Origin of the sequence: Corallococcus sp. CA041A, from assembly GCF_003612075.1 — a bacterium.
Lineage (GTDB): Bacteria > Myxococcota > Myxococcia > Myxococcales > Myxococcaceae > Corallococcus > Corallococcus exiguus.
Window position 1 is genome coordinate 18,980 of record NZ_RAWF01000050.1, and the last position, 22,771, is coordinate 41,750.

Annotated in this window: 20 protein-coding genes; 6 read left to right on the plus strand and 14 right to left on the minus strand. The window is 71.0% G+C overall.

Annotated features, from left to right (window positions below; all coding sequences use genetic code 11):
• Nucleotides 1–18: 18 nt before the first annotated feature.
• Entirely contained in the window at nt 19–1,671 is a 1,653-nt protein-coding gene (locus D7V77_RS11595; RefSeq protein ID WP_120576333.1) for a formate--tetrahydrofolate ligase, read from the minus strand.
• Between the two features lie 177 nt (nt 1,672–1,848).
• On the opposite strand from D7V77_RS11595, the gene D7V77_RS11600 reads away from it, so the two are divergent.
• Nucleotides 1,849–2,628 (plus strand): hypothetical protein, encoded by a 780-nt coding sequence (locus D7V77_RS11600; protein WP_126934234.1) that lies wholly within the window; start codon nt 1,849–1,851, stop codon nt 2,626–2,628.
• A 4-nt stretch (nt 2,629–2,632) separates the two neighbouring features.
• On the opposite strand, the gene D7V77_RS11605 is transcribed toward D7V77_RS11600, so the two are convergent.
• The 4 genes from D7V77_RS11605 to D7V77_RS11620 form a co-directional block, all read right to left on the minus strand.
• Entirely contained in the window at nt 2,633–3,304 is a 672-nt protein-coding gene (locus D7V77_RS11605; RefSeq protein WP_120576335.1) for a hypothetical protein, read from the minus strand.
• Between the two features lie 94 nt (nt 3,305–3,398).
• Nucleotides 3,399–6,113, minus strand: coding sequence for an AsmA family protein (locus D7V77_RS11610; RefSeq protein WP_120576336.1), 2,715 nt, complete (start codon nt 6,111–6,113; stop codon nt 3,399–3,401).
• Nucleotides 6,114–6,344: 231 nt separating this feature from the next.
• The gene (locus D7V77_RS11615; protein ID WP_120576337.1) at nt 6,345–6,806 is read right to left on the minus strand and encodes a fibril protein; all 462 of its coding nucleotides are present in this window, start codon (nt 6,804–6,806) and stop codon (nt 6,345–6,347) included.
• 160 nt (nt 6,807–6,966) lie between these two features.
• Nucleotides 6,967–7,884, minus strand: a complete 918-nt coding sequence (locus D7V77_RS11620) for an iron-containing redox enzyme family protein (protein ID WP_120576349.1) — start codon at nt 7,882–7,884, stop codon at nt 6,967–6,969.
• A gap of 61 nt (nt 7,885–7,945) precedes the next feature.
• On the opposite strand from D7V77_RS11620, the gene D7V77_RS11625 reads away from it, so the two are divergent.
• A complete protein-coding gene (locus tag D7V77_RS11625; protein WP_120576338.1) occupies nt 7,946–8,884 on the plus strand; it encodes a dimethylarginine dimethylaminohydrolase family protein in 939 nt (312 codons plus the stop codon).
• Nucleotides 8,885–8,957: 73 nt separating this feature from the next.
• Here the strand turns inward: D7V77_RS11625 and D7V77_RS11630 are convergent, their stop codons facing one another.
• Entirely contained in the window at nt 8,958–9,707 is a 750-nt protein-coding gene (locus D7V77_RS11630) for a sterol desaturase family protein (RefSeq protein ID WP_120576350.1), read from the minus strand.
• A gap of 357 nt (nt 9,708–10,064) precedes the next feature.
• On the opposite strand from D7V77_RS11630, the gene D7V77_RS11635 reads away from it, so the two are divergent.
• Nucleotides 10,065–10,403, plus strand: coding sequence for a hypothetical protein (locus tag D7V77_RS11635; RefSeq protein WP_233596824.1), 339 nt, complete (start codon nt 10,065–10,067; stop codon nt 10,401–10,403).
• 33 nt (nt 10,404–10,436) lie between these two features.
• Here the strand turns inward: D7V77_RS11635 and D7V77_RS11640 are convergent, their stop codons facing one another.
• The 3 genes from D7V77_RS11640 to D7V77_RS11650 form a co-directional block, all read right to left on the minus strand.
• Nucleotides 10,437–11,540, minus strand: coding sequence for a hypothetical protein (locus D7V77_RS11640; RefSeq protein ID WP_120576339.1), 1,104 nt, complete (start codon nt 11,538–11,540; stop codon nt 10,437–10,439).
• A gap of 29 nt (nt 11,541–11,569) precedes the next feature.
• On the minus strand, nt 11,570–13,090 hold the full coding sequence (locus D7V77_RS11645; RefSeq protein ID WP_120576340.1) for a VWA domain-containing protein: 1,521 nt from the start codon (nt 13,088–13,090) through the stop codon (nt 11,570–11,572).
• 133 nt (nt 13,091–13,223) lie between these two features.
• On the minus strand, nt 13,224–16,070 hold the full coding sequence (locus D7V77_RS11650) for a PAS domain S-box protein (protein ID WP_120576341.1): 2,847 nt from the start codon (nt 16,068–16,070) through the stop codon (nt 13,224–13,226).
• Nucleotides 16,071–16,276: 206 nt separating this feature from the next.
• On the opposite strand from D7V77_RS11650, the gene D7V77_RS11655 reads away from it, so the two are divergent.
• Entirely contained in the window at nt 16,277–18,031 is a 1,755-nt protein-coding gene (locus tag D7V77_RS11655; protein WP_120576342.1) for a HAMP domain-containing sensor histidine kinase, read from the plus strand.
• Between the two features lie 29 nt (nt 18,032–18,060).
• On the opposite strand, the gene D7V77_RS11660 is transcribed toward D7V77_RS11655, so the two are convergent.
• Nucleotides 18,061–18,576 carry a GreA/GreB family elongation factor gene (locus D7V77_RS11660; RefSeq protein WP_120576343.1) on the minus strand — a complete coding sequence of 172 codons (516 nt, stop codon included), beginning with the start codon at nt 18,574–18,576 and terminating at the stop codon, nt 18,061–18,063.
• A gap of 87 nt (nt 18,577–18,663) precedes the next feature.
• Here D7V77_RS11660 and D7V77_RS11665 point away from each other — a divergent pair, with 87 nt between their 5' ends.
• A complete protein-coding gene (locus D7V77_RS11665) occupies nt 18,664–18,945 on the plus strand; it encodes a rhodanese-like domain-containing protein (protein WP_014400616.1) in 282 nt (93 codons plus the stop codon).
• A gap of 15 nt (nt 18,946–18,960) precedes the next feature.
• Nucleotides 18,961–19,851, plus strand: a complete 891-nt coding sequence (locus tag D7V77_RS11670; RefSeq protein WP_120576344.1) for a DMT family transporter — start codon at nt 18,961–18,963, stop codon at nt 19,849–19,851.
• 13 nt (nt 19,852–19,864) lie between these two features.
• On the opposite strand, the gene D7V77_RS11675 is transcribed toward D7V77_RS11670, so the two are convergent.
• From D7V77_RS11675 to D7V77_RS11690, 4 genes are all read right to left on the minus strand, one after another.
• On the minus strand, nt 19,865–20,710 hold the full coding sequence (locus tag D7V77_RS11675; protein WP_233596839.1) for an alpha/beta fold hydrolase: 846 nt from the start codon (nt 20,708–20,710) through the stop codon (nt 19,865–19,867).
• Nucleotides 20,711–20,950: 240 nt separating this feature from the next.
• On the minus strand, nt 20,951–21,169 hold the full coding sequence (locus D7V77_RS11680) for a hypothetical protein (RefSeq protein WP_120576346.1): 219 nt from the start codon (nt 21,167–21,169) through the stop codon (nt 20,951–20,953).
• A gap of 81 nt (nt 21,170–21,250) precedes the next feature.
• A complete protein-coding gene (locus D7V77_RS11685) occupies nt 21,251–21,823 on the minus strand; it encodes a class I SAM-dependent methyltransferase (protein ID WP_120576347.1) in 573 nt (190 codons plus the stop codon).
• Between the two features lie 44 nt (nt 21,824–21,867).
• Nucleotides 21,868–22,671, minus strand: coding sequence for a prolipoprotein diacylglyceryl transferase (locus D7V77_RS11690; protein WP_120576348.1), 804 nt, complete (start codon nt 22,669–22,671; stop codon nt 21,868–21,870).
• Between the last annotated feature and the right edge of the window lie 100 nt (nt 22,672–22,771).

Consider the following 22,771-nt stretch of genomic DNA (forward strand, 5'->3'; position numbering starts at 1 on the left):
TAGGCCCTACCTCTGACGTCACTCGCCCTGCATCAGGCCCGTGATGCTGCCGTCCGGATGGACCGTGACACGGCGGGCGGCGGGCTCACGCGGCAGGCCCGGCATGGTGAGCAGCTCTCCAGTCAGCGCCACCAGGAAGCCTGCTCCCGCGGACAGGCGCACCTCGCGCACCGTCAACGTGAAGCCCCGGGGCCGGCCTGTCTTCGCCGGGTCGTCCGACAGGGACAGGTGCGTCTTCGCCATGCACACCGGCAGCCCCGCGCCTCCCAGCGCCCGCGCAGTCTCCAGGTCCTTGCGCGCCCCTGGCGTGAAGGCCACGTCGTCGGCTCCGTACACCGTGCGCGCGATGGCGCGAATCTTCTCCTCCGGCGTCTGCTCCAACTCGTAGAGGAAGCGCGGCTTCGGCGGCGCCGCGTCCGTCGCGTCCAGCATCGCCAGCACCGTGTCCGCCAGCTCCAGCGAACCCTCGCCGCCCTTGCCGAACCCGTCGCATACGGCAATGCCCACGCCCCTCGCCTTCGCGAACGCGCGCACTTCGTCCAGCTCGGCTTCCGTGTCCTGCGGGAACCGGTTCACGCACAACACCGCCGGCAGGCCGAACGCCGCCACCGACTCCAGGTGCTTCTCCAGGTGCCCGAAGCCCTTCAAGAGCGCCTCGCGGTCCGGCTCCGCCACCTGCGCGGCCGCCGCGCCGCCGTGGTGCTTCAGCGCCCGCAGCGTCACCACCAGCATCACGCCCCGAGGCCACACGCCCGCGCTCCGGCACTTGATGTCCAGGAACTTCTCCGCGCCCAGGTCGAAGCCGAAGCCCGCCTCCGTCACCACCTCGTCCGCGTACGCGAGCGCCAGCCGCGTGCCCACCACCGACGAACACCCGTGCGCGATGTTGCCGAACGGCCCCGCGTGCACGATGGCCGGCCCGCCCTCGCGCGTCTGGGCCAGGTTCGGCATCAGCGCGTCCTTCAGCAGCGCCACCATGGACGCCGCCGCGTTCACGTCGTTCGCGCGCACCGGCGAGCCGTCCGGCGCCTGCCCCACCACGATGCGCCCCAGCCGCGCCTCCAGGTCCTTCAGGTTCTCCGCCAGCGCCAGGATGGCCATCACCTCGCTGGCGGCCGTGATGTCGAAGGACGTCTCGCGCGGCACGCCGTGCGCCTTGCCGCCCAGCCCCACGATGACGTTGCGCAGGAACCGGTCGTTCATGTCCATCGCGCGGCGCCAGCGCACCCGCGTGCCCTCCATCACCACCGGGTGGCCGTAGTACACGGCGTTGTCCACCAGCGCGGACAGCAGGTTGTGCGCGCTGGTGATGGCGTGCAGGTCGCCGGTGAAGTGCAGGTTGATGTCCGCCGCCGGCTCCAGGCTCGCCTGCCCACCGCCGGTGCCGCCGCCCTTCACGCCGAAGACAGGCCCCAGGGACGGCTCGCGCAGCGCCGCCACCGCCTTGCGGCCCCGCTTGCGCAGGCCCATGGCCAGCGCCACCGACATGGTCGTCTTGCCCTCGCCCGGGGGCGTGGGATTGATGGCCGACACCAGCACCATTCGGCCCTGGCGCGAGCCGCGGCCCAGGGCGTCCAGCGACACCTTGGCGCGGTCTCGGCCCCAGGGGAGGACGTCTTCCGGCGCGAGACCCAGCTCGGCGCCGACTTCAGTGATGGGACGGAGCGTCATGGCGGGGGACTCTCCGCGTCCCGCCGGAGGAGGTCAACGCTCGCGACACGGGGGCAGGCAGGCGCGCCTCGCAGGACGGTTCCCCGGGAGGCAGGCGGGGTGGGAGGATGCAGGAGCAGGGCGGAGCCCGGGGGCGCGATGGAATACGCGGCCGGGAGTTCCGTCAGGGAGAGCATCATGAACCGCATTCTCGGCATCGCATCGGTGGGGATGGCTTCGCTGGCACTCGGAGTGGCCCTGTGGGGGCCCGGGAAGTCGGAGGCCCCTGTCGTCCAGGAGGCGCCCCGCGTGCAGGACTCGACGGCGGACGTCCGGGCGCTCCAGAACCGCGTGAAGGCGCTGGAGGAGACGGTGCAGTTGCTGTCCCGGCGGATGCTGGCCTTCGAGCAGGGCGGCGGCACGGCCTCGGCCGGCACGGGCGGTCCTCCGCCCGCGGGCCTGGAGGCGGAGGTCGCGAAGCTGCGCGAGCAGATGCGCGGCGTGATGGTGGGCGAGGCGCTGACCAACGACAGCGCGAAGCAGTCGCTGAAGGAGCTGATGCGCACGGTGCAGGACGAGCAGCGCACCGAGCAGCGCCAGCAGTGGCAGCAGCAGGTGGACCAGATGCGCGTGCAGGCGGAGACCGAGCGCTCCGACCGCATCAAGACCTTCATCAGCAACGCGCGGCTCAACTACAGCCAGGAGCAGGCGCTGACGAAGGCGATGCAGGCCGAGGACACGAAGCGCCAGGAGCTGGCGTCGGCGATGTCGGGAGGCCGGCCGGGCCGTGACATGCGTCAGCAGATGCGCGACCTGCGCACGCAGACCGACGCGGAGATGCAGAAGGTGCTCAGCGCGGAGCAGATGACGCAGTACCAGCAGATGCGCCGCGACGACATGAATCCGCGCGGCGCTGGCGGCCCCCGGGGCGGTCCCATCGGCGGTGGCTGGGAGGGGAACGGCGCCGGCGGGCGGTAGTCGCTCAGGCCCGCAGGACGTCTTCCAGGTCGAAGGCGTCCGCCAGGGCCACCGACGGGGTGCACAGCAGCACGGGGACCCGAGAGGACGCCGCGCGAGCGGCCTGGACCCGGTCCCAGACGGCATTCGCGGGCAGGTCCACGTCCCGTTCCTCCAGGAAGAGGAACGGGACGTCCGCGTCAAAGGACTCCGCGGGCTGGACACGGAAGCCGCGCAGGAAGCCGTTCATCGCCCGCGACGCCCGGTCGGCAATCTCTCCCAGCCACGCCGCTTCCCCTTCACCCAGGGAAGTTGTGGGCCCGGGAGGAAACGTGGAGAGCACGGCCTCGTCGCGAGGCGAGCCAGGCTCCACGAAGGGGATCGATATCCCCGCGAGCAGGGACAGTTCCTCCTGGACGACGCGCCACCGGCCATCCGGGAAGCGCCGCAGCGTCACGGTGTAGTCGTCGTCATCCATGCCCAGCACCAGCGTCACGGGGCCGTCCACCGCGTCCAGCACCTGCGTCTGTTGAAGCCGGCCGTGAGCCAGTTCGCGCAGTAGCGTGAAGAAGGCCACCAGGCCGCGCGTGGCCGAGCCCTCCGGATCCACAATCACGGTCAGCCGCCGGGGGCGCGGCACGACGTCGCGAAGCGAGCGCAGTCCCTCGGCCTGGATGCGCGTGAGCCGGTTGGACATGGCCGCGAGCCTACGCCAGACACCGGAAACACGAACGCCGCGAAGCTCCCGAAGGAACCTCGCGGCGCGAGTGATGCCTGGAACCGAGCGGCGCCTACTTCCCGCCGAAGATGCCCTTGAGGCGCTTCTTCGCCTCTTCCTCGGCGCGCTGCCTGGCCTTCTCCTGCTCGATGCGGGCCTGCTCCTCCAGCTTCTTCTTCTCCTCGTTGGCGCGCGCCTCCAGCTCCTGACGCTTCGCCTCCGCTTCGGCCTTCGCCTTGTCCTGGCCTCCCGTGAGGATGTCCTCCACGGCCTTGCCCTTCTCACCCAGCAGGCCGCCCAGCGCGGCCCCTCCGGCCAGCTTCAGGATGGTCGTCGCCGCCGGCTTCACGTCGATGCCCGTCACCTCCGGGCTCCACGCCTTGCCTGAAATCTTCAGCCCCACCGGGATGGCTTCCGTCGGCGTCACCTTTCCCACCGTCAGCGTCTTGATGGTCGCGGGCGTCAGCGACACGCCGCCCGTCAGGTCCAGCGTGCCGTCCAGCCCGATGCCGCCGTCGAAGCTCATCGCCGCTTCCGGCCGCGTCCAGGTGATGGGCTTGCTCAGCTGCGCCACGCCGTTCTTGATGGTCACGCTGAAGGGCAGGTCCCCGCCCAGCGACGTCACATCGCCGCTCTTGAGCGCCTTCGCGAAGGGCAGCGCCTTGGCCAGCGGCCCCGTGACGGACGACACCAGGTCCTTGCCCAGGAACGTGCCCTCCAGCAGGTTGCCGTTGATGCCGCCCAGCAGCGTCTGCTGCAGCTTGTCCGGCGTGTAGCCCACGCCCTGCACGTCCACGTTGCCGTTGAACTTGCCCGTCAGCACCTGCTTCGGCGTGCGCGCCGCCAGCGCCTGCGCGACCTCCAGGCCCTGCACCTGCACCTTCGCGGTGAAGGGCCGGGCCTCCGGCGCGGGCCCCAGGCGGATGGTCGTCCCGTCCGCCACCACCTTGCCGCCGTAGATGCCCGTCGAGAACTTCTCCACGGTGATGAGGTCGTCCACCATCTTCACCACGCCCGTCACGTTGGACAGGTCCATCGCCGTGTAGCGCAGCGACGCGATGGCGAACTGGATGTCACCCCGGTAGCCGTTGAAGCGACTGGCCTCTCCCGGCGGCGGCTCCGGCGGAGGCTTTCCGCCCGTGCGCGCCAGCACCTGCTCCTCGCTCATCAACAACTTCTCCGCATCCAGCCGCGCGGCCTTCACGTCCGCCTTGAACGTCGTCGTCGCCTTCTTGCCCGTGCCCGCGAGCGCCACCGTGGCGGTGCCCGTCACCGTGTCCTCCAGCGCGCCCAGGCTCATGCTGGTGACGTTCACCGTCATCCCGCTGCCCGTCTTCGCCGGCGCGTACGTGCCCGCCGCCGCGACCTCCAGCCGCTGCCCCGGCGCCTTGTTCACCAGCAGGCCCGGCCGCATGTCCACGCCGTTGAGGTCCGCCTTCGCGTCGAAGCGCAGCGCGCCGCCGCTCGCCGCCGCGCCCGTCACCTTCGCGTTCAGCTTCATCGCGCCGCCGGCGTCCTTCGTCAGCTGATCCGGCACCCGCAGCCGCACCGGCGTCAGGTCCACCGCGATGTTGATGGCCTGCGCCTCCTGCGTGCCGCTGCCGCGCACGTCCAGGCCAATGGGGCCGGCGATCATGCCGTTGAGCTGCTTGCGCAGCGGCGGGTAGTACTCGGCGAGCACGGCCGGGTCCAGGTTGCGGCCCACCAGCTCAAGGCCCTCCACCGCGGGCTTGTCCGTGAGCAGCCCCTTCACCTTGCCCTTGCCCGTGATGGCCGCGGGGCCCAGGTTCAGGTTCAGCTTGTCCAGCGCCAGGTCACCGGTGGCCATGTCGCCCGTCACGTCCGTGTCGAGCACCACGTCCAGCGCCTTGCCGCCCTCCGAGCCCGCGAACTTCAAGCCCAGCGCCTTGATGACGCCCACCAGCTTCGTGGGGCCCTTGCCGCCGGGCACCGCGCCGCCCAGGTCCGCCTTCCAGTCCGCGTCCAGCGTGCCCGCCTGCAGCCCCACGTCCGGGGGCAGGAACGGCCCCAGCGGCGACAGGTCGATGTGCTCCGCCTTCAGCGTCACCTGCTCTGGCGTGGGGATGAGCGTCGCCGGCAGCGGGGCCGCGGCGAGCGTCATCTTCAAGTTCTGCTTGTCCGCGAGCACCGCGGCCGCCAGGTCCACCTTCAGCGGCTGGCCCACGCGCAGGTCCTTCACCTCGATGTCCAGGTCCTTCACCGCCAGCTCGCGCGCCTGCGCGCCGCCCGCGCGGTCCACGAAGCGGATGGTGCCGTCGGTGAGCGCCGCGCGCTCCACGTGCACGCCCGACAGGTCCGTGGGCTGCGTCTCCTCCTCGGGCGTCTCCTCCTTCGGCTGCTGCGCGGCCAGCTTCTCCTGGAGGCGCTGCACGTTGGTGGTGCCGTCCGCCAGGCGGAGGACGTTCACGGTGAGCCCGGACACCTCCGCGTCCTGCACGCGGATGTCCTTGCCCTTCGAGGTGAGCAGCGGCATCGCCGCCACGCTCACCGTCACGTCCTTCACCTCCGCGAGCGGCAGGTCCTCGCCCTCGGCGGCGCCCACGCTGACGTTCTGGATGTGAGCGCCCACGTAGGGAAAGAGTTTCGTGGAGACGTCGCCAATCTCGATGGGGCGCCCCAGCTTCTGCGAGTACGTCGCGGCCTGGTCGCGCGCCGTCTTCAGCAGGATGGCGTCCAGACGCCACAGCACCACCGCCACGATGGCGATCAGGAGGACGAGGATGCCTCCCAGCACATACGGCCAACGCTTCTTCTTCACAGCCGCCACGGTTCCTCCTCCGTCGGGAGAGCGGTCGAACGCTTAGCGCAGCGCCAAGAGCGCCGCACCTCCCATGCACGAAAGGAGGTTGCCAGCGTGACGATCAACAGCCGGGGGAAAGTCATACTCCTGTCGACCCTTGCATCTAGGCACGACGCTCCCTCCGAGGAAGGGGCCTCATGCTTTGAGGACGCAAGAGTTCGGAGCTTTCAAGGAATCATGGGGTAGGTCGGGCGGCGCCTAAAGGTCGATGACCTCCGGCTCCATCCCGGACGCGGGCGGCGTGTCGCCCTGGCCCTCCAGCAGGAAGCCCCAGGGCGCGTACACGTTCCCGCCGGTGAACGCGTCCACGTAGAGCACCACTGGCGTGTCCAGGCCGTCGTACGTGACCTCGAAGATGGACAGCTGGCCCTTCCCCTGGCCCTGTCCATCCACCTGGGTGAACTCGCAGCAGTCCCCCATGCGGCGCCACGCCACCGGCTGGCCCTCCGGCCCGCGCAAGAGCTTGAAGTACGCCATCACGCCCTTGTCGCCCCAGCCCACCCGCACCGGGTTCTCCGGCCGGGTGCCGTAGGTCAGCGGATCCGGCCGCTTCGGCAGCAGGGGCGCGGTGCGGTGCATCACCTCCTGCATGGACGTGCCCGGGGAAGCGCACGCCGTCAGGAGCAACACCGCGGCGGGGATGCATCGGAACAGGGACATCGGGACCTCCAGCTCGGCCTGGGAAACGCCCCAAGCTGGCGTCCGCCCCGGTTGCCGCGCATCCCCATCCCCCGCACGGACCGTCCTCCGGGAAACGCACCCCCGAGCCCAGCGCACACGCGCAAGGTCCGGGGGGGAAGGACGGCCAGGCTGCGCTTCTTCAGCTCAGCGACTTCAGGTCCAGGCCCAGCTCGTGGCGGTAGCGCTCGAAGCATCGCGCGCCCGCCGTCAGTCGCAAGAGCGCCCCTTCCGCCAGGGGCCTCGCGCACGCGGGGTTCGCCTCCACCAGCGGACGCAGCACTTCCTTGTTCCAGGTCTCGGAGTGCTTCACATCCAGCGTGGAGTGCAGCGCGTAATAGCGCCGCACGCGCATGTCGAACCCCAGCCGCTTGAGGCCCTCGTTGACGCACGCGGTGCGGCCCGGCGCCGTCTCCTCCACGATGCCCAGCGCGCCCACCGCGTGGTACGTGTAGCGGCGGTTGAACGCGAACGCGCAGAGCAGGTTCGCCAGCGCGTGCGCTTCCCACACGGTGTCATCGTCCGTGGGCTTCAACCCCAGCTTCCGCGCCATCTCCGCGAGCATCGGTCCGTGCATCGCATCCTCGCGCCCTCGGCCCATCTCATCCCAGTAGTTGCGCGCCAGCTCCAGCTTCGCCCGCGTGGGCAGCTGCAACTGCGTCAGCGCCACCAGGTCGTCGAAGCCCGCCTCTCCCGCGACCTCCTGCGTGAGGAACCAGTCCATCTGTTCACGCGTCGCCTGCGTGGCGAGCCACGGGAACAGCGGATCATGCTGTCCGGGTCCGGACTCCTTCAGATCCTCGAACCACGCGATGAACCCGTCCGCGTCCTCCGGTGCCTCGGCGGCCCATGCCGCCACGCGCTGTCGCTCCGCCTCTACGTACTCACCTTCGAGCAACCGCAACTGCGTCTCCTCCTGCACGGCTGCCCGCCAGCTCTCGGTGGGAAACCCTGGAGCCAGTCGCGCGTGGTTGAAGCGCAAGAGGGTCCGGTGAAGCCGTTCGGACAGGCGTGCGTCCTCCGTCCCCGCTTCCCCAGCCACCTCGCCAAGCCCGCTCATGGTGCGCACCCTCTCTACACATACCGGAAGGCGGGAGTGCCTTCCGGTCACATGTATGGGGATGACCTTGCACACCGGCCACATCGCTCCCGCCACCTTCGCCGTCAGTCAGGTGCGTTGCGAGAAGGACCACGTCCGCTCGCGCGACTGCGCGTATCAGGTCGCATGGAACATCAATCCGCATATGAAGCCCGGCGCCGTCGCATTGCGGCGCGCGTGCACGCAGCACCGCGAGTTCCTGCGTGCCCTGCGTGAAGCAGGCGCGGGCTTCTTCGAACTGCCCTTCGTCCACGGCGCGTTCGACTCCGTGTTCGCCAAGGACAACGCGGTGCTCGTCTCCCAGGAAGGCGAGCTGCGGGCCCTCCTGGCCACCATGCGCCACGGTCAGCGCCGTGGTGAACAACTCGCACGGGCCCGGTGGCTGTCCGCGCGCGGCTTCGACGTCATCGAGCCGCCGCGCGTGCACATCGAAGGGGGTGATGTGGCCATGCTGCCCGTGGGCCGGGGTGCCCTCCTGGGCTGGGGCATGCGCTCCACGCAGCGCGCCGCGGGCGTGCTGGAGGCGTTCCTCTCCGCGCCCGTCACGCCGCTGGAGCTGTGCGACCCGTACCTCTACCACCTGGACACCGCGCTCACCGTCCTGTCCGACGGCACCGCGCTGGTGTGTCCGGAGGCCTTCACGCCGGAGTCGCTGCGCATGCTGGAGCGCGCGGAGGGCATCCAGCAGGTGATTCCCATCGCGCGGGAGGACGCGCTCGCGTTCGGGCTCAATCTGGTGGAGGTGGGCAACACCGTCATCGTCGGCGCGCGCGTGCCTCGCGTGGAGGCGGTGCTGCGCGGCCTGGGGCGCCGGCCCGTCAGCGTGCGGTTGGATCAGTTCCACCTGGCCGGCGGCAGCGCGGCGTGCCTCGTGGCGCGCGTGCACACCCTGCCGCCCCTGTCCGCCCGGCGCTTTCGCGAGGAGCAGGAGCAGGACCTGGCCCAGCAGCTCTCCGCGTGACCTGCGCCAAAACGAAGACCTCCCCGGGCGACGAAGCGCGCGGGGAGGTCCGGGGTGAAGCGGGGAGGAAGCCTCAGGACTGTTCGCTGGTGACTTCCGGCGCGCTCAGCCCTTCGGCCTGCTGGAAGCGGCGCGGGTGACCGTCGCCACGGGTGCCGCCGGAGAGCTTGTCCACCCAGGGGTACTTCACAGCCTCTTCGGCCGTGTAGCCCAGGTTGAAGACGGTGGCGCTCTTGGGCTTGTCGGAGGCCTTCTCGTACAGCGTGCCGAACACGCGGTCCCAGAAGTAGTTCGTGATGCCGTAGTTGCCCTGCTCGTTGTGGAAGTGGTGGGACATGTGCAGGCGCTTGATGTCCTTCAGCCACTTCTGCTGCGGGGCGTAGTTGAGGTGCTGAATGCAGTGGCAGAACTCGTAGAAGCACGTGGTCACCATGCCCCAGCCCAGCGCCGCCGCCGCGCCGGACCGGCCGCCGATGAGGTAGCCGATGGGCGTGAGCACCAGCGCGATGGTGGGCAGCGTGGTGTGCAGCGCGCCGAAGAGCACGCGCAGGTCGTGCGGGTCCTGGTGGTGGTCGAAGTGGATGCGCTTCCAGGTCACCGCCGTCGCCGCGGACTTGTAGAGAAAGCGGCCGTGCAGGATGTACCGGTGGATGAGGTACCAGCCGAACGGGTACGCCACCGTGGCCAGCAACACCGCCGCGCCCATGCGCACCGGCGCGTCGAACCACTTCACCGACAGCACGATGCAGGTGATGCCGATGAGGATGTAGGCGACGACGGCGTAGTAGGTGAAGAACGAGTAGACCAGGTCGCGCAGCGACATCCGGTCCAGGTTGTGCTTCCGGTTCAGGAAAGAGACCGCCACGGGGATTCCCTCACTATCCGCTCCGCCGCGGGTCCCGGGCTGCCGGGTGCGCGTGGCGCGAAGGCTTGCACGCATCCCGGCCCTTGGGGTGATGCGGTGGTTCCTGAGCTATCAGTCAAGAGGCCCCTTGGCCCAGGAACGATGAGGGCTCTCTTAGCGCCTTCCTGGAGGCGTTGAGAAGCTCCACTGTTGCCGCGCCCGCACATTGTCCGTCTGCCCGCCCTCCGTCCGACCCGAAGGCAGGCTTCCATGTGGGAAGTCCACACCCCACCTTTCCGCCCACAGGCGCGAGCGATCGCGCGAGGGGGCAGACAGATGGCGCGCAAGGCACAGGGACAACAGGGCAGTGGGACCCAGGCGGGGGAACGCCCCGCGCGGCGGAAGACGGCCACCCGGAAGACGGCGGGCGGCGCCCCCAGCGAGGGCCGCCTGGAGCTGCGCCGCGACGTCGCGGAGTACCGGGCCGCCGCGGAGGCTCAGGCCGAAATCGTGCGCGAGCGCATCAACGCCGCGCTGGAGGTCAGCCGCCGCACGCGCGAGGAGATTGAGGAGCGCATCGCCAGCGAGCTGCACGCGCCCCGCGTCGCCGCGAAGAAGGCCGCCGCACCGGCTCGCAAGCGCACCCGCGCCTCCACGCGCGCGTCGGCGAAGTAGGGCGCGGCCCCACAGGCCCCCAAGGCCCGGTCTTCAGGAGCGGAGCGCCGGAGCCCGCGCGGGCTGCGCCGCTCCCTCCGGGCCGGAGGACTCCAGGTCCAGCGCGGAGAGCTTCTCCGCCAGCGCCTGGACCCGGTCGCCGCCGCCGTCCAGGGGGGACGCGGCGCGCGCACCGATGAAGCACACGCGGGCCCGCTCCAGCAGGGCCACCTGTGCGTGCAGCTGCGCGAAGAGGCGCTCCTGTCTGCGCGACAGCGCGTCCAGGTGGTTGAGCTCCTCACCCAGCGACGCGGCGGCGCGCTCCAACTGGCGCCGGGCCACGCCGTCCTGCGCGTCCTGGGCGCGCTTCTTCAACTCCTGCACCTGCGAGTCCACGCTCCCCTGGGACGCGGAGGACAGCTGCGTCTCCAATTCGGTGTGGGACTCGGCCAGGGTGAAGACGTCCCGGGCCAGCTTTCCGAGCACGGCCTGGAGCTTCTCCAGCCCCGGGCCCCGGGCCAGCTTGTGCGCCTCGTCCTGGCACTGACGGTAGAGCGTGAGCGCCCGGGCCACCAGTCCGCGCACCTCACCGGAGAGCGTGGCCTCCAGGCGCATGCCCCGGGTGGCCACCGCGTCCAGGTCCATGGCCAGGTTCGCCGGCAGCGTGCCGATGCTCCAGAACAGCGCCACCACGGCGTAGTCCACCATCAGTGGGAAGTAGCCCCACGCCGGGAGGAAGCGCGCGTCGAGCACCTGGTGCACGTACAGGCCCAGCGCGGTGGTGACGGCCGCGGCCCCGGCGCACAGCGCGACCTGGAGCGGCGTGCCCAGGCTGTCGCGCCCGTTGCCTCGCCACGCCAGCAGCCCCGCGGCGATGGCTCCCGCCACCGCGTGTGTCCAGGGCGACCCGAGCCCCAGCACATAGGGCACGGCGGGCAGCAGCACCATCCCCGCGCGCACCAGGAGGTTCTCCGCCGCCTTCGGCTTCACCGCGGTGATGGCCGCCGCCATCAGCGCGAAGTAGCCCGGCTCCACCGGCACGCGCAGCACCTGCCGCGCCACGCCGGCCACCAGCGCCATGGCCCCGGCGCCCACGAGCGCGTAGAGGCAGCGCGACTCGAAGTCCTCCCGCCGGATGAGTTGGATGGAGAGGGACATGGCGCACCGGGCTCCGTACGACGGGGGGACTAGTAGCTGTTGCTCTGCCCGAAGTTCTTCATCGTCTTCTTCTTGAGGTCGAGCGCCTCGCGGCGGACGTCGGAGTCACTCTGGGCACTGCCATAGGCTGCCTGGGTCTTGTCCACGTCCGCAAGCTCTCCTGCGAGCGCGGACGCCGAAGCGCCGAACAGTTTACGCGCGTTGGTCAGGAAGCTGAGCGCGCTCTCCCGGTTGCCGCTCTGCATCTGCTCCGCGGCCGCCTGGAGCTGCTGGGTACCCAACGCACGGATGGCATGGACGCGCACATCGCGGTCCAGGTTCGCGTGCACCACCTGGACGTCGTTCGTCACCTTCGCGCCCAGGGCCACCGTCACCTGCGACGGCAGGTCCGCCGCCACGTCCACGTACGACACGGAGGCGTCCAGCACGTTCATGTCCGCCGCGTTCGTGGGCGCGTCCAGCGTCAGCTTCACCACCACGCGCGCGGACTGGCCGCCCGTCAAATCGTAGAGGGGGATGCGCACGACGTTGCCGTCGCGGGTGGACGGCAGGCCCATCACCTCCACGCCGCTCACGCCGGGCGGCAGGGTCAGCGTCATGCTCACGTTGCGCGCGACGGTGCTGGCGGCCTGCTCCAGCTCACGGGTGAAGATGGCGGCCAGCTCCGAGGAGTCGCTGACGAAGCCGGAGAAGCCGCCGCCGCGCTCGGCCATGCCGCGCATCAGCGTGTCGTTGAAGCCGCTGCCCACGCCCAGCGCGCTCACGGTGATGCCCGTATCGCGCAGCTTGCCCACCTCGGAGAAAAGGCCCGCGTTGGACGTCACGCCCTCGGTGGGCTCGCCGTCGCTCAGCAGGATGGTGCGCGTCACCCGGTACTGCCTGGCGTACGCACGCACCGCTTCCGCGCCCGCCACCAGTCCGCCGCTCATGTGCGTGCCGCCATTCACCTGGATGGCGTCGATGGTGCTCAACAGCTCGCGGCGCGTGGTGTTGTTGATCTCCACGCTGGGCACCACCTTCACGTCGGAGCCGTAGTGCACCAGCGCCAACCGGTCCCCGTCGCGCAGCTGCCGCACCAGCTCCTGCGCGGCGCGCTTCGCGTCCGTCAGCTTGGCGCCATCCATGGAGCCGGAGCGGTCCACCACCAGCGACAGGTTCACCGGCACGCGCTGAACCTTCTCCGGCATGCGCGCCGACAGCTCGAACACGGCGAAGGCCTCACCCGGGCCCGTCTTCACGTACGCGCCGGACAGCTTGCCCGTGAGCTCCACCGGACCGGCCTTGCCGGACGCGGGCTGGCCCAGGACGACGGGCAGCACGCCCTGGATGGGCGCCTCATCCGGCTGAATCACGGTGTGGGTCTGGTCCACGGGGCTGGTGGCCACGGTCGGGGAGCGGAGCGGGGTCCGGCGCAGGTGTCCGTTGGGGAGCCGCTCTTCGACGACCGGCGGGTGCGAGGAGGTCTTCGCGAAGAACGAGCGCGCGTCGAGCGCGAGCGCGCCCACGAACAGCAGGCCAGCGAGAGTCAGCAACAGTTTGGTGCGGTTCATGCGCGGCGGACCTTCCCCCAAGGGGTGCGAGCGGACGAGCACACGCTCGCAGACCCGTCACGCGGGCGCATCGGTCAGTGGGAGGACCCTCCTCCCGATGACCGATGGGGCCCCGTGTCGGCGTTCCCCGGCGTCAGGCCGCGTCAGGCGGCCCGTGGCGCACCAGCTCCTCAACGGCGCCTCGCACGCGCGCCTCGTCGAAGGGCTTCTCCAGGAGCGGGTTGGGGATGTGCTCCAGGAAATCGCGCGCGCCCGCGGTGAAGGCGCCGCCGGACACGAAGACGAAGCGGCGCTCCAGGCCCGGGTGGTCGCGCCGCACGGCTTCGTACACGTCGCGGCCGGCGAGGTCCGGCATCATCACGTCGCACAGCACCGCGTCGAAGCCCGGCGCCTGCGACATGCGCTCCAGCGCCTGGCGGCCGCTCGTGGCCACCTCCACGTCATGGCCGCGCAACAGCCGCTGCAGCACGCGGCCCACCGCGGGCTCGTCGTCCACCACCAGCACGCGGCCTCGCGGCACCACGGGCGCGGCGGGCAGCGGGGCTTCCGGCGGACGGACGACCGGTTCGGGCCGGGGCGCGGGCAGCACCACGCGGAACGTGCTGCCCTTGCCCACGGTGGAGTCCACCTGGATGTCGCCGCCCAGCCCCGTGATGATGCCGTGGCAGATGGACAGCCCCAGGCCGGTGCCCACGCCCACGGGCTTGGTGGTGAAGAACGGGTCGAAGATGCGCCCCATCACCTCCGGCGGGATGCCGATGCCCGTGTCGCGCACCTCCACCACCACCTGCCCGCCGGACACGCGCGTGGCGAGCACCACCTCGTGTTCATGCGCGGAGCCCTCCGGAATCGCCTGCGCCGCGTTCACCACCAGGTTGAGGAACACCTGGCAGAGGCGGCCCTCGTTGCCCATCACCTCCGGCACGGTGCCGTACTCCCGGCGCAGCCGCGCGCGGTGCCGGATTTCATTGGCGGCCATCATCACCACCGAGTCCAGCACCGCGTGCACGTCCACCGGAGTCATGCGCTCTTCATCCGGCCGCGAGAACGTCTTCAGCTGGCGGACAATCTGGCGCACGCGCTCGGCGCCCTCGCACGCCTCGCCCAGCACCTCCTGCCACTCCGCCACGTCCGGCGGGCGCACGCCGCGCACGCCGGGTCCGGGGGACAGGTGGTGGCGGAACTCGTCCGACAGGAAGCCCAGGTTGGAGACCACGAAGGCCAGCGGGTTGTTGATTTCGTGCGCGATGCCCGCCGCGAGCGTGCCCACCGACGCCAGCCGGTCCGCCAGCGTCAGCCGCGCCTTCAACTGGCGCTGCTCCGTCACGTCGCGCGCGATGGACACCACCGCGGGCTGACCGTCGAAGCGCAGGGGCAGCGAGGCCAGCTCCACCACGCGCGTGCGCCCGTCGCGCAGCACCAGGCGCCGCTCGCTGGTGAGCGGCGCGCTGTCCACGGACGCCACGCCGGTGCCCGGCACGTCCGCCAGGAACTCCGACAGCCGGCGGCCCACCAGCTCCTCCGCGCGCGCGAAGCCCAGCGTGGTGACGAGCACCGCGTTGGCGTAGACGATGTGGCCGTCGCGCTCGATGGCCGCCGGGTCGGGGAAGCCCTCCATCAGCGCGCGCAGGCTGGCCTCGGAGCGCTTCAGCGCCTCCTCCACCTCCCGCCGCTCCGTGATGTCGCGCGCCAGGCCCTCCACCGCCACCACGCGGCCCGCGGTGTCCGTCACCGGCGCCACCACGTGCTCCAGCCACAGGAGGCTGCCGTCAGGGCGCAGGAAGCGCAGCTCCACCGTCCCGCCGTCCAGGGACTGGGGCGACTCCAGCACGCGCTCCAGCGCGGCCCGGTCATCCGGGTGCACCTGCCGGTACCACAGCTCCGGATCCGTGTAGTGCGCCTCCGGCCCCAGGCCCAGCTTGGCGTGCGCCACGCGGCTGACGTACGCGAAGCCGCGCGGCGCTTCCCTCCGGTACAGGTACAGCACGTCGGACGCGTTCTCCGCGAGTTGGCGGAAGCGGTGCTCGTGCTCGCGCAGCGCCCGTTCGGACGCGCGGCGCTCCAGCGACACGGAGATGGCGCCGCTGGCCGCGGACAGCAGGTCCACCTCCAGGCGGTCCCACTCGCGCGCCTCGAAGCAGTTGTCGAAGCCCACGAAGCCCACCAACCGGCCCTGCACGCGCAGGGGCAGCACCAGCAGCGTGAGGATGCCCTGCGGCTCCAGGAGGTCCCGCTCGACGGAGGGGAAGGTGGCCACGCGGCCGGTGACGACCTCGCCGCGCTCCAGCACGGTCGCCCAGCGCCCCAGGATGGGCCGCATGGGCAGGTCCTGGAGCATCGGGTTGTCGATCTCCGCCGTGACACCGGGCGCGCACCACTCGGCGCGCTGACTGCACATGAGGGTGCCCTGCGCGTTGGTGTACGTCTCGAAGACGTAGACGCGGCTGGCGCCGGAGGCCTGTCCCAGCGGTGCGAGCGCCGGGCTGTACAGGTCGCCGCCCTCCGGCACCGACAGCAGGCGCTGCTGCATGTCCACCAGGGCGGTGAGGTAGCGCTCGCGCCGGGCGAGCGCGTCGCTCGTGCGCTTGCGCTCGGTGATGTCGTTGAGCGTGCCCGCCATGCCCAGCAGCGTGCCGTCCTCGTCGACCGTCACCCGCGCGAAGACGTCCACCCAGCGGAAGCCGCCGTCGCGCGTGAGGTAGCGCACCTCGTGCTGGACGAACTCGCGCTCGCGCGTGAGCAGGGTCTTGCACACCTCCAGCGTGCGCTCCCGGTCGTCCGGGTGCACGAAGTCCAGCGCGGAGCGGCCCAGGCTCTCCTCCACGGGAAAGCCTGTCACCTCGGTCCACGCGGGATTGAGGAAGACCCACGTGCGCGCCGTGTCCGTCTGGAACACGACCTCCTGGAGCGTGTCGATGACCTGACGGAAGCGGCGCTCGGTGGGGGTGGTGCCGTCAGGCCGGGTGAACGGCATCTGCATGCGGAGGACTCACGGTGGAAGAACTTGGCCGTGCGGGCGGAACATCCGCGACGCGCACGTAGACAGTCGAACGATTGAGGATCGCCGTCATGCAGGCAAGGGGGCCCGCGGGAAGAGCGTGAGGATGGGAAGCATTCCCTGTCCTTGAGGATGGAGTGGGCTGCGGGTCCTGTCTTCCTTTCTTCCCGGGAGGCGGAGATGACACCATGATGCGTGCGGAAAGCCTTGGCATGTCCGGCATCACCACTCCAGCCTCGGAGGCCCGCGTGACGGATGGGGATGGCTTGCCCCTGTCAACGCGCGTCATGGACGCCGAAGGCGTTGTGCTCGTTGAATGCACGGGCCGTGTGACTGTTTTCAACTCACAAGCCGCGGCGCACTTCGGCATTCCGGTCCCCCTCCACATCGAGCACGCCCGCCTGCCTGGGTGTGAATGGGTGCGGGACGACGGCACACCGCTGCCGCCGGGCGACTCACCGCTGGCGCGAGCGCTGGCGGGCGAGCCGGTGGACGCGTCCTTGTGGCACGTGCTCCGTCCGGATGGGACGCGCGCCGTGCTGCGCTGCAACGCGGTGCCGGTGCGGGGCGGGGACGGGCAGGTGGCCGCGGCGCTCCTGCGCACGCATGCCGTGGAGGCGGTGCCCGAGTCCCTGTTGGATGTGTCGCGCCTGCTGGCGGAGGCCGGGGCGCTCCTGGGTACGTCGGTGGCCGCGGAGGCGCAGCTGGAGCCGCTGCTCAAGCTGCTGGTGCCCGCGCTGGGAGAGGGGGCCCTGCTCGTCCTCCGGACGCCGGGCGCCGTGGGCGATGAAGTCCTGCGCGTGGCGGCGTCACTGCACGCGGACTCAGGAAGGCACGCGCTGTTGCGAGACCTGCTCACGCGCTATCCGCAGGAGTCTTCCGTGCCGGGCGGGCTGCCCCAGGTGTTCACGTCCGGGGCGGTGGGGCGTCTGCCCATCCTGTCCGAGGAGCACGTGGTGGCCATCGCGCGGGACGCGGAGCACGCGCGGCTCCTGCGCGAGGTGGGGCCGCACGGCTGCCTGAGCGTGCCGCTGGGCGCGCGCGGCAACGTGCTGGGCGCGTTGATGGTGCTGCGCTCCAACGTGCTGCGGTCCTTTGGCGCGGAGGAGGAGCACTTCCTCACGGAGCTGGCCCACCGCACCGCGCTCCATCTGGAGAACGCGCGGCTGTACCGCGAGGCACGCGAAGCGGTGCGCCAGCGCGACGAGTTCCTGGGCATCGCGAGCCACGAGCTGAAGACGCCGCTCACGCCGCTGAGTCTCAAGGTGCAGCTGCTGCAGAAGCAGGTGGTGGTGCTGGCGCGCGAGGGCAAGGACGTGCCCACCGACCGCGTCGCGGACGCGCTGGACGTGGTGCAGCGCCAGGTGCGCCGGCTGTCGGGCCTGGTGGACAACCTGCTGGACGTGTCGCGCATCACCGCGGGCCGGCTGCGGCTGGAACTGGAGGAAATGGACCTGGCGAGCGTGGCCGCCGAAATCCTCTACCGCTTCTCCGCCGCGGCGGCGCAGGCCGGCACGGAGCTGGGCCTGGAGGCGCCGGTGCCGGTGGTGGGCCGGTGGGACCGGCTGCGCCTGGAGCAGGTGGTGACGAACCTGGTGTCCAATGCGCTCAAGTACGGCGCGGGCCAGCCCGTCATCGTGAGCGTGGAGGCGCAAGGCACGCTGGCGCGGCTCGCCGTGAAGGACCACGGCATCGGCATCGCGCCGGACGACCTGGCGCGCATCTTCGAGCGCTTCGAGCGCGCGGTGAGCGACCGGCACTACGGCGGTCTGGGCCTGGGGCTCTACATCACGCGCCAGATTGTCGAAGCGTTCGGCGGCAAGGTGAGCGCCGTGAGCACGCCGGGGGAGGGGGCCACGTTCCTCCTGGAGCTGCCCCGGGGCGACATCCCGGAGGAGTGGCTCGTCGCGCACGCGGCGCCGGGGCCCACCCAGGGCGGGTAGGCGCCGGGTAGGCCCGCGTCACTTTCAGCTCAGGCGACCTCCAGCACCGTCCACTCGCGCACCTCGCCCGCGAGCGTCACCTCCACGGTGTCGCCAGCCTTCTTTCCCAGCAGGGCGCGGCCCACGGGGGAGCTGGGGGTGATGACGGAGAGGAAGCCGTCGCCGCCGGGGCCGGTGAGCTCGGTGCCCGCGCCAGCGGGGAGCACGAAGAAGGTGCGCTCGGCGAAGCCGTCCTCGTCCTCGGTGCTGCAGTCCACCAGGGCGCCCAGGCCCACGGGCCCCTGGCGCGAGAAGCGGGGCAGCTCCTTCTGGCCGAAGGCGGTGAGGGCCTGGATCTCTTCTTGGAGGCGGCGGGCGCGCTGGGCCTGGCCGGTGGCGAGGCTGCCGTACTCGATGGCGGCGCGGCCGTCCTCCTTCTTCTCGGACTCCGTGGCGAGGCTGCGGGCGGCCTCGCGGGCATCGGCCTCCGCGCGGTGGGCCAGCCGGTCGCTCTGTTGGAGTCGCTCGGACAGTTGCTGGAGCAGGGTGAGCTTGTCGAGTCGCATGGGTATCGATACAGGACTGTAGCGCCCGGTGCGGCGGCCTCCAGTTTTCAGCCCGGAGGGGCCCCGGGCTTTGGTTGAATGGGGCGCATGACGCCTCAGGAACGCTCTCAGAAGGCCCACGAACTCGTCGCCCAGGGCGCGGTGCTGCTGGATGTGCGCACCCCGGAGGAGTTCCAGCAGGGACACCCGGACGCCGCCCGCAACATCCCCGTGCAGGTGCTGGCCCAGCGCCTCTCCGAGGTCGGCCCGGTGGGCACGCCCGTGGTGGTGTACTGCGCGGCGGGAGGCCGCAGCGCGGTGGCCGCGGAGCTCCTGCGCAAGGGTGGCTTCCCGGACGTGTTCGACCTGGGCTCCGTGAAGAACTGGTAGGCGCGCCCGGGCGCCATGCGGACCCGCACCGCCGGCTTCCTCCTTGTCGCCCTGTCCGGCGCCTCCTTTGGCGCGTTGGGCCTGTTCGCGCGCCTGGCCTACGCGGCGGGCACGGACATGCCCACGCTGCTCTTCCTGCGCTTCACGCTGGCAGGGCTGGTGCTCGCGGGCGTGATGGTCGCGAAGGGCGGAAGGTGGCCCCGGGGCCGCCTCCTGTGGGGCCTGGTGGCGCTGGGCGCGGTGGGCTACTTCACGGAAGGCAGCGTCTACTTCATCGCGCTCCAGCACGCGTCCGCCGGGCTGGTGGCGCTGCTGCTCTACCTCTTCCCCGCGCTGGTGGCCCTCATCCAGGTGGCCCTGGGACGCGAGCACCTGAGCCGCCGCCGCTGGTTGGCGGTGGGGCTGGCCCTGTGCGGGACGGCGCTCACGGTGGACCCCGGCCCGGACGCGAAGCCGTTGGGCATCGGGCTGGGCGTGCTGTCGGCGGTCATCTACGCGCTCTACGTCCTGTCCAGCGCGCGGATCGCGGGGCCGGCGGGGCCGCTCGCGGCGAGCACCGTCGTCCCGCTGTCGGCGGGGGCTGCCTTCGGGGCGCTGATGCTGGTGAAGGGCCCGTCCTTTCCCCAGACGCCGGGAGGCTGGGCCGCGGTGGCGGGGCTGGCGCTGCTGTCCACGGTGGTGGCCATGCTGACGTTCTTCGCGGGCCTCAAGCGCATTGGCCCGGTGAACACGTCGCTCCTGTCCACGCTGGAGCCGGTGATGGCGGTGGTGCTGGGCGCCATCTTCCTGGGCGAGCGCCTGTCCGTGCGGCAGGGACTGGGAGGCCTGCTCATCCTGGTGGCGGTGGTGGTGCTGGCCCGGAGCGACTCCAGCCGCCCGGCGGAACCCGGGACGGCCGGAGCCTGAGTCGCGCGAGCGGCTACAGGCACTCGAGGAACTGCTGCACGTCGTTCACGAAGCGCTGCGGGCGCTCGGCGTGCGGCGCGTGGCCGGTCTCCGGGTAGAGCAGGTACTTGGCGCCGCGGATGGCGCGGGCCAGGGCGCGCTGCTCCGCCACGGAGAAGAAGCCGTCGTGGTCCCCGCCGATGATCAGCGTGGGCACGCGGATGCGGCCCAGGCGCGAGGAGTGGTCCTCCGCGATGAGCCCATCCAGCGCGTCCTGCCACACGCGCGCGGGCAGCTTGGAGCTCTCCGAGACGAGCGTGTTCAGGTACGACGCCGGAATGGGCGCGTAGAAGGTGCTGGCCTGGAACTCATGGATGAAGGCGGGATCCACGGGGTCGGTCAGCGTGTCCACGATCTCCTTGAGGCCCAGGGCCACTTCATTGCCCGCCACGGTGGGCGCGGAGCCCACGAGCACCAGCCCCTTCACGCGGTTGGGGAAGTCCAGCGCCACCTGCTGCGCGATGAAGCTGCCCATGGAGTGGCCCACGAGCACGGCGCGCGAGACGCGCATCGCGTCCAGGAACGCCACCACGTCCTTCGCGAAGGCCTGCTGCGTGTAGCAACACGCCGGGCGGGACGAGTCGCCATGACCGCGCTGGTCCAGCGCGTAGATGTGGAAGTCGCGCGAGAAGCGCGGCAGGTCCAGGTCCCAGGTGTGATGCGAGTCCGTATAGCCGTGCAGCAGGACGACGACGGGTCCGTCCTGGCGGCCCTGCTCCACGTAGCGGAGCGTGACGCCGGTGGACAGCCGCACGGAGCCCTCACGGGGATTGGAGCCACCGTGACGGTCGGAGTCCTCCAGGGCGGCCGGAGCACTCACGAGGTCGGGTGCGGAATCCGACGCGACATCGGGTCCACAGCCAGCGAACAGCAGCACTGCGAGGAGGGGGCGAAGGGCGCGCAACATGCGTCAGGGCCTCACGGGATGGGATGCGGCGGGTAGGTCCGCCGCGAGGATTCACGCCATCCTAAAGTGACCTCTGACATCCCTTGTGTGAATCCATCCTGGCAGGTCGGAAGTGACCTGCCAGGGAGGGTCGCAAGAGCCCCTTGTCCCGAGCTACGGACAGTCGCCCCGGAAGCCGTCGCAGTCCACGAAGCCGTTGACTCCGCCGCGATAGATGCAGGCGACCTCTCCATGACAGGCGAGCGTGCTGCCGTCACCGCAGACGATCTCCACATCGCAAGGGCCCGGTTCCCACCCCGTGGCCCAGGCCACCACGGGAACCAGCACGCCCAGGGCCACGACCACGCACGACACCCATGCCATCCACTTCATGGAGACACTCCTCGCCCACGGGGCGCTGGATAGGTTTCCATGAAAGTCTGGGCTGGCGGTTCCAGCCGCGTCAAACCCTGCTCAGGGCCGCCGTGCGAAGATGAACTCGCCCACACCGCCCAGGCGCTGCTCGCGCCGGAGGATGTGGAAGCCCGTGGTCTCCACCAGGCGGAAGGTGTCGCGGTTGAGGCGGCAGCCGCCGGTCAGCTTGCGCCACGCGGGCGTCAGCAGGTCCTGCGCGGTGGCCACGGCCAGATTCGGCGCCCGCACGTGCTCCAGCAGGCGCAGCTCGCCGCCCGGCTTGAGCACCCGCATCACCTCCGAGAGCGCCGTGCCCGGCGCGTCCACGCAGCAGAACACCAGGCTGGACACCACCGCGTCGAACGAGCCGTCCGTGAACGGCAGCGCCTGCGCATCCGCCTGGAGCAGCGCCACGCCGCTGCGCCGTGCCCGCGCGCGCACCAGCGCTCCCAGGTCCACGTCCACCGCGGTCACCGACGTCACGGAGTCCGGGTAGCCCGGCAGCGCCAGGCCCGTGCCCGCGCCCACCTCCAGCACCTTGCCGGACAGCCCTTCCACCAGCTGCCGCCGGGCGGCGTTCAAGCCCACCCAGCCCAGCGGCGCCATCAACGCGTCGTACGCCAGTGCCTTCACGCGGTACCCCCCCCTGCTGCGAGACGATGCGAAACGTGGACGCGCTACCGCGCTGTCTCCACCCGGCCCTGCGGCGCGGGCGGCTTCTGCGAGGATGCGCTCGGCGCCTGCTTGCGCAACAGGCCCCACAGTCCGTACGCCACCAGCAGCAGGCTGCCGTACTGCGCCGGCGTCAGGCCGAAGTAGCGTGCGTCCACGTACGACAGGTCCGTGGCCCGCAGGAAGTCCAGGCTGAAGCGGGACGCCGCGTACAGGAGCGCCAGCAGCGGCAACAGCCGCCCCTTCATCTTCGGCATGTCGCGCAGCGCGTACAGCAGGCCGGTGATCGCGAAGAGCACGATGGCGTCGTAGAAGCCCAGGTCGTGCCGGTTGCCGTTGGGGAACTGCACCGCCAGGAAGAAGTCCGTCAGCTTTCCCGGGTGGTCGTGCACCGCGAAGCACCCCAACCGCGCCACCGCCCAGCCCGGCGCCACGCCCAGCGCGAAGCTGTCCGCGTAGTCGTTGAAGCGCAGCTTCTTCACCCGGAAGAACACCACCGCCGCCAGGATGCCGCCCAGCAGGCCGCCGAAGGACGACAGGCCATCCCAGAACCGGAAGATCTGGAACGGGCTCTTGGACATCTCCTCCGGGTGGTAGAAGAACAGGTGCACCCAGTGGCCGAAGAGCATTCCGGCCGCCACCCCCCACATCGCGAAGTCCGCCAGCGGGTTCGGGTCCAGCCCCTCGCGCTCCGCCTGCTTCGTCAGCAGCCGGGCAGCCAGGAGGATGCCCGCCGCCACGAAGACGTTGAAGGGGTTCAGTTCCAGGGGCCCCAGCTTGAACGAGGGGGCGTGCCAATAGGGAATCAAGGGGGCTCCAGAAAGGCCAGGGATCCGCGCGGACGTACTCCGGGCGGATGGAAGCCGAACAATCGGCGCATCCCGGGCTTCCCTCCACCTCTTTTTCCAC

Excerpts from the sequence above, each read along its gene's own strand:
- D7V77_RS11665 (WP_014400616.1), top strand. The coding sequence starts at position 18,664 with ATGACGCCTCAGGAACGCTCTCAGAAGGCCCACGAACTCGTCGCCCAG.
- D7V77_RS11600 (WP_126934234.1), top strand. The coding sequence starts at position 1,849 with ATGAACCGCATTCTCGGCATCGCATCGGTGGGGATGGCTTCGCTGGCA.
- D7V77_RS11595 (WP_120576333.1), bottom strand. The coding sequence starts at position 1,671 with ATGACGCTCCGTCCCATCACTGAAGTCGGCGCCGAGCTGGGTCTCGCG.
- D7V77_RS11680 (WP_120576346.1), bottom strand. The coding sequence starts at position 21,169 with ATGAAGTGGATGGCATGGGTGTCGTGCGTGGTCGTGGCCCTGGGCGTG.
- D7V77_RS11655 (WP_120576342.1), top strand. The coding sequence starts at position 16,277 with ATGATGCGTGCGGAAAGCCTTGGCATGTCCGGCATCACCACTCCAGCC.
- D7V77_RS11635 (WP_233596824.1), top strand. The coding sequence starts at position 10,065 with ATGGCGCGCAAGGCACAGGGACAACAGGGCAGTGGGACCCAGGCGGGG.
- D7V77_RS11625 (WP_120576338.1), top strand. The coding sequence starts at position 7,946 with ATGACCTTGCACACCGGCCACATCGCTCCCGCCACCTTCGCCGTCAGT.
- D7V77_RS11640 (WP_120576339.1), bottom strand. The coding sequence starts at position 11,540 with ATGTCCCTCTCCATCCAACTCATCCGGCGGGAGGACTTCGAGTCGCGC.
- D7V77_RS11620 (WP_120576349.1), bottom strand. The coding sequence starts at position 7,884 with ATGAGCGGGCTTGGCGAGGTGGCTGGGGAAGCGGGGACGGAGGACGCA.
- D7V77_RS11650 (WP_120576341.1), bottom strand. The coding sequence starts at position 16,070 with ATGCAGATGCCGTTCACCCGGCCTGACGGCACCACCCCCACCGAGCGC.
- D7V77_RS11605 (WP_120576335.1), bottom strand. The coding sequence starts at position 3,304 with ATGTCCAACCGGCTCACGCGCATCCAGGCCGAGGGACTGCGCTCGCTT.
- D7V77_RS11660 (WP_120576343.1), bottom strand. The coding sequence starts at position 18,576 with ATGCGACTCGACAAGCTCACCCTGCTCCAGCAACTGTCCGAGCGACTC.
- D7V77_RS11645 (WP_120576340.1), bottom strand. The coding sequence starts at position 13,090 with ATGAACCGCACCAAACTGTTGCTGACTCTCGCTGGCCTGCTGTTCGTG.
- D7V77_RS11630 (WP_120576350.1), bottom strand. The coding sequence starts at position 9,707 with ATGTCGCTGCGCGACCTGGTCTACTCGTTCTTCACCTACTACGCCGTC.
- D7V77_RS11615 (WP_120576337.1), bottom strand. The coding sequence starts at position 6,806 with ATGTCCCTGTTCCGATGCATCCCCGCCGCGGTGTTGCTCCTGACGGCG.
- D7V77_RS11670 (WP_120576344.1), top strand. The coding sequence starts at position 18,961 with ATGCGGACCCGCACCGCCGGCTTCCTCCTTGTCGCCCTGTCCGGCGCC.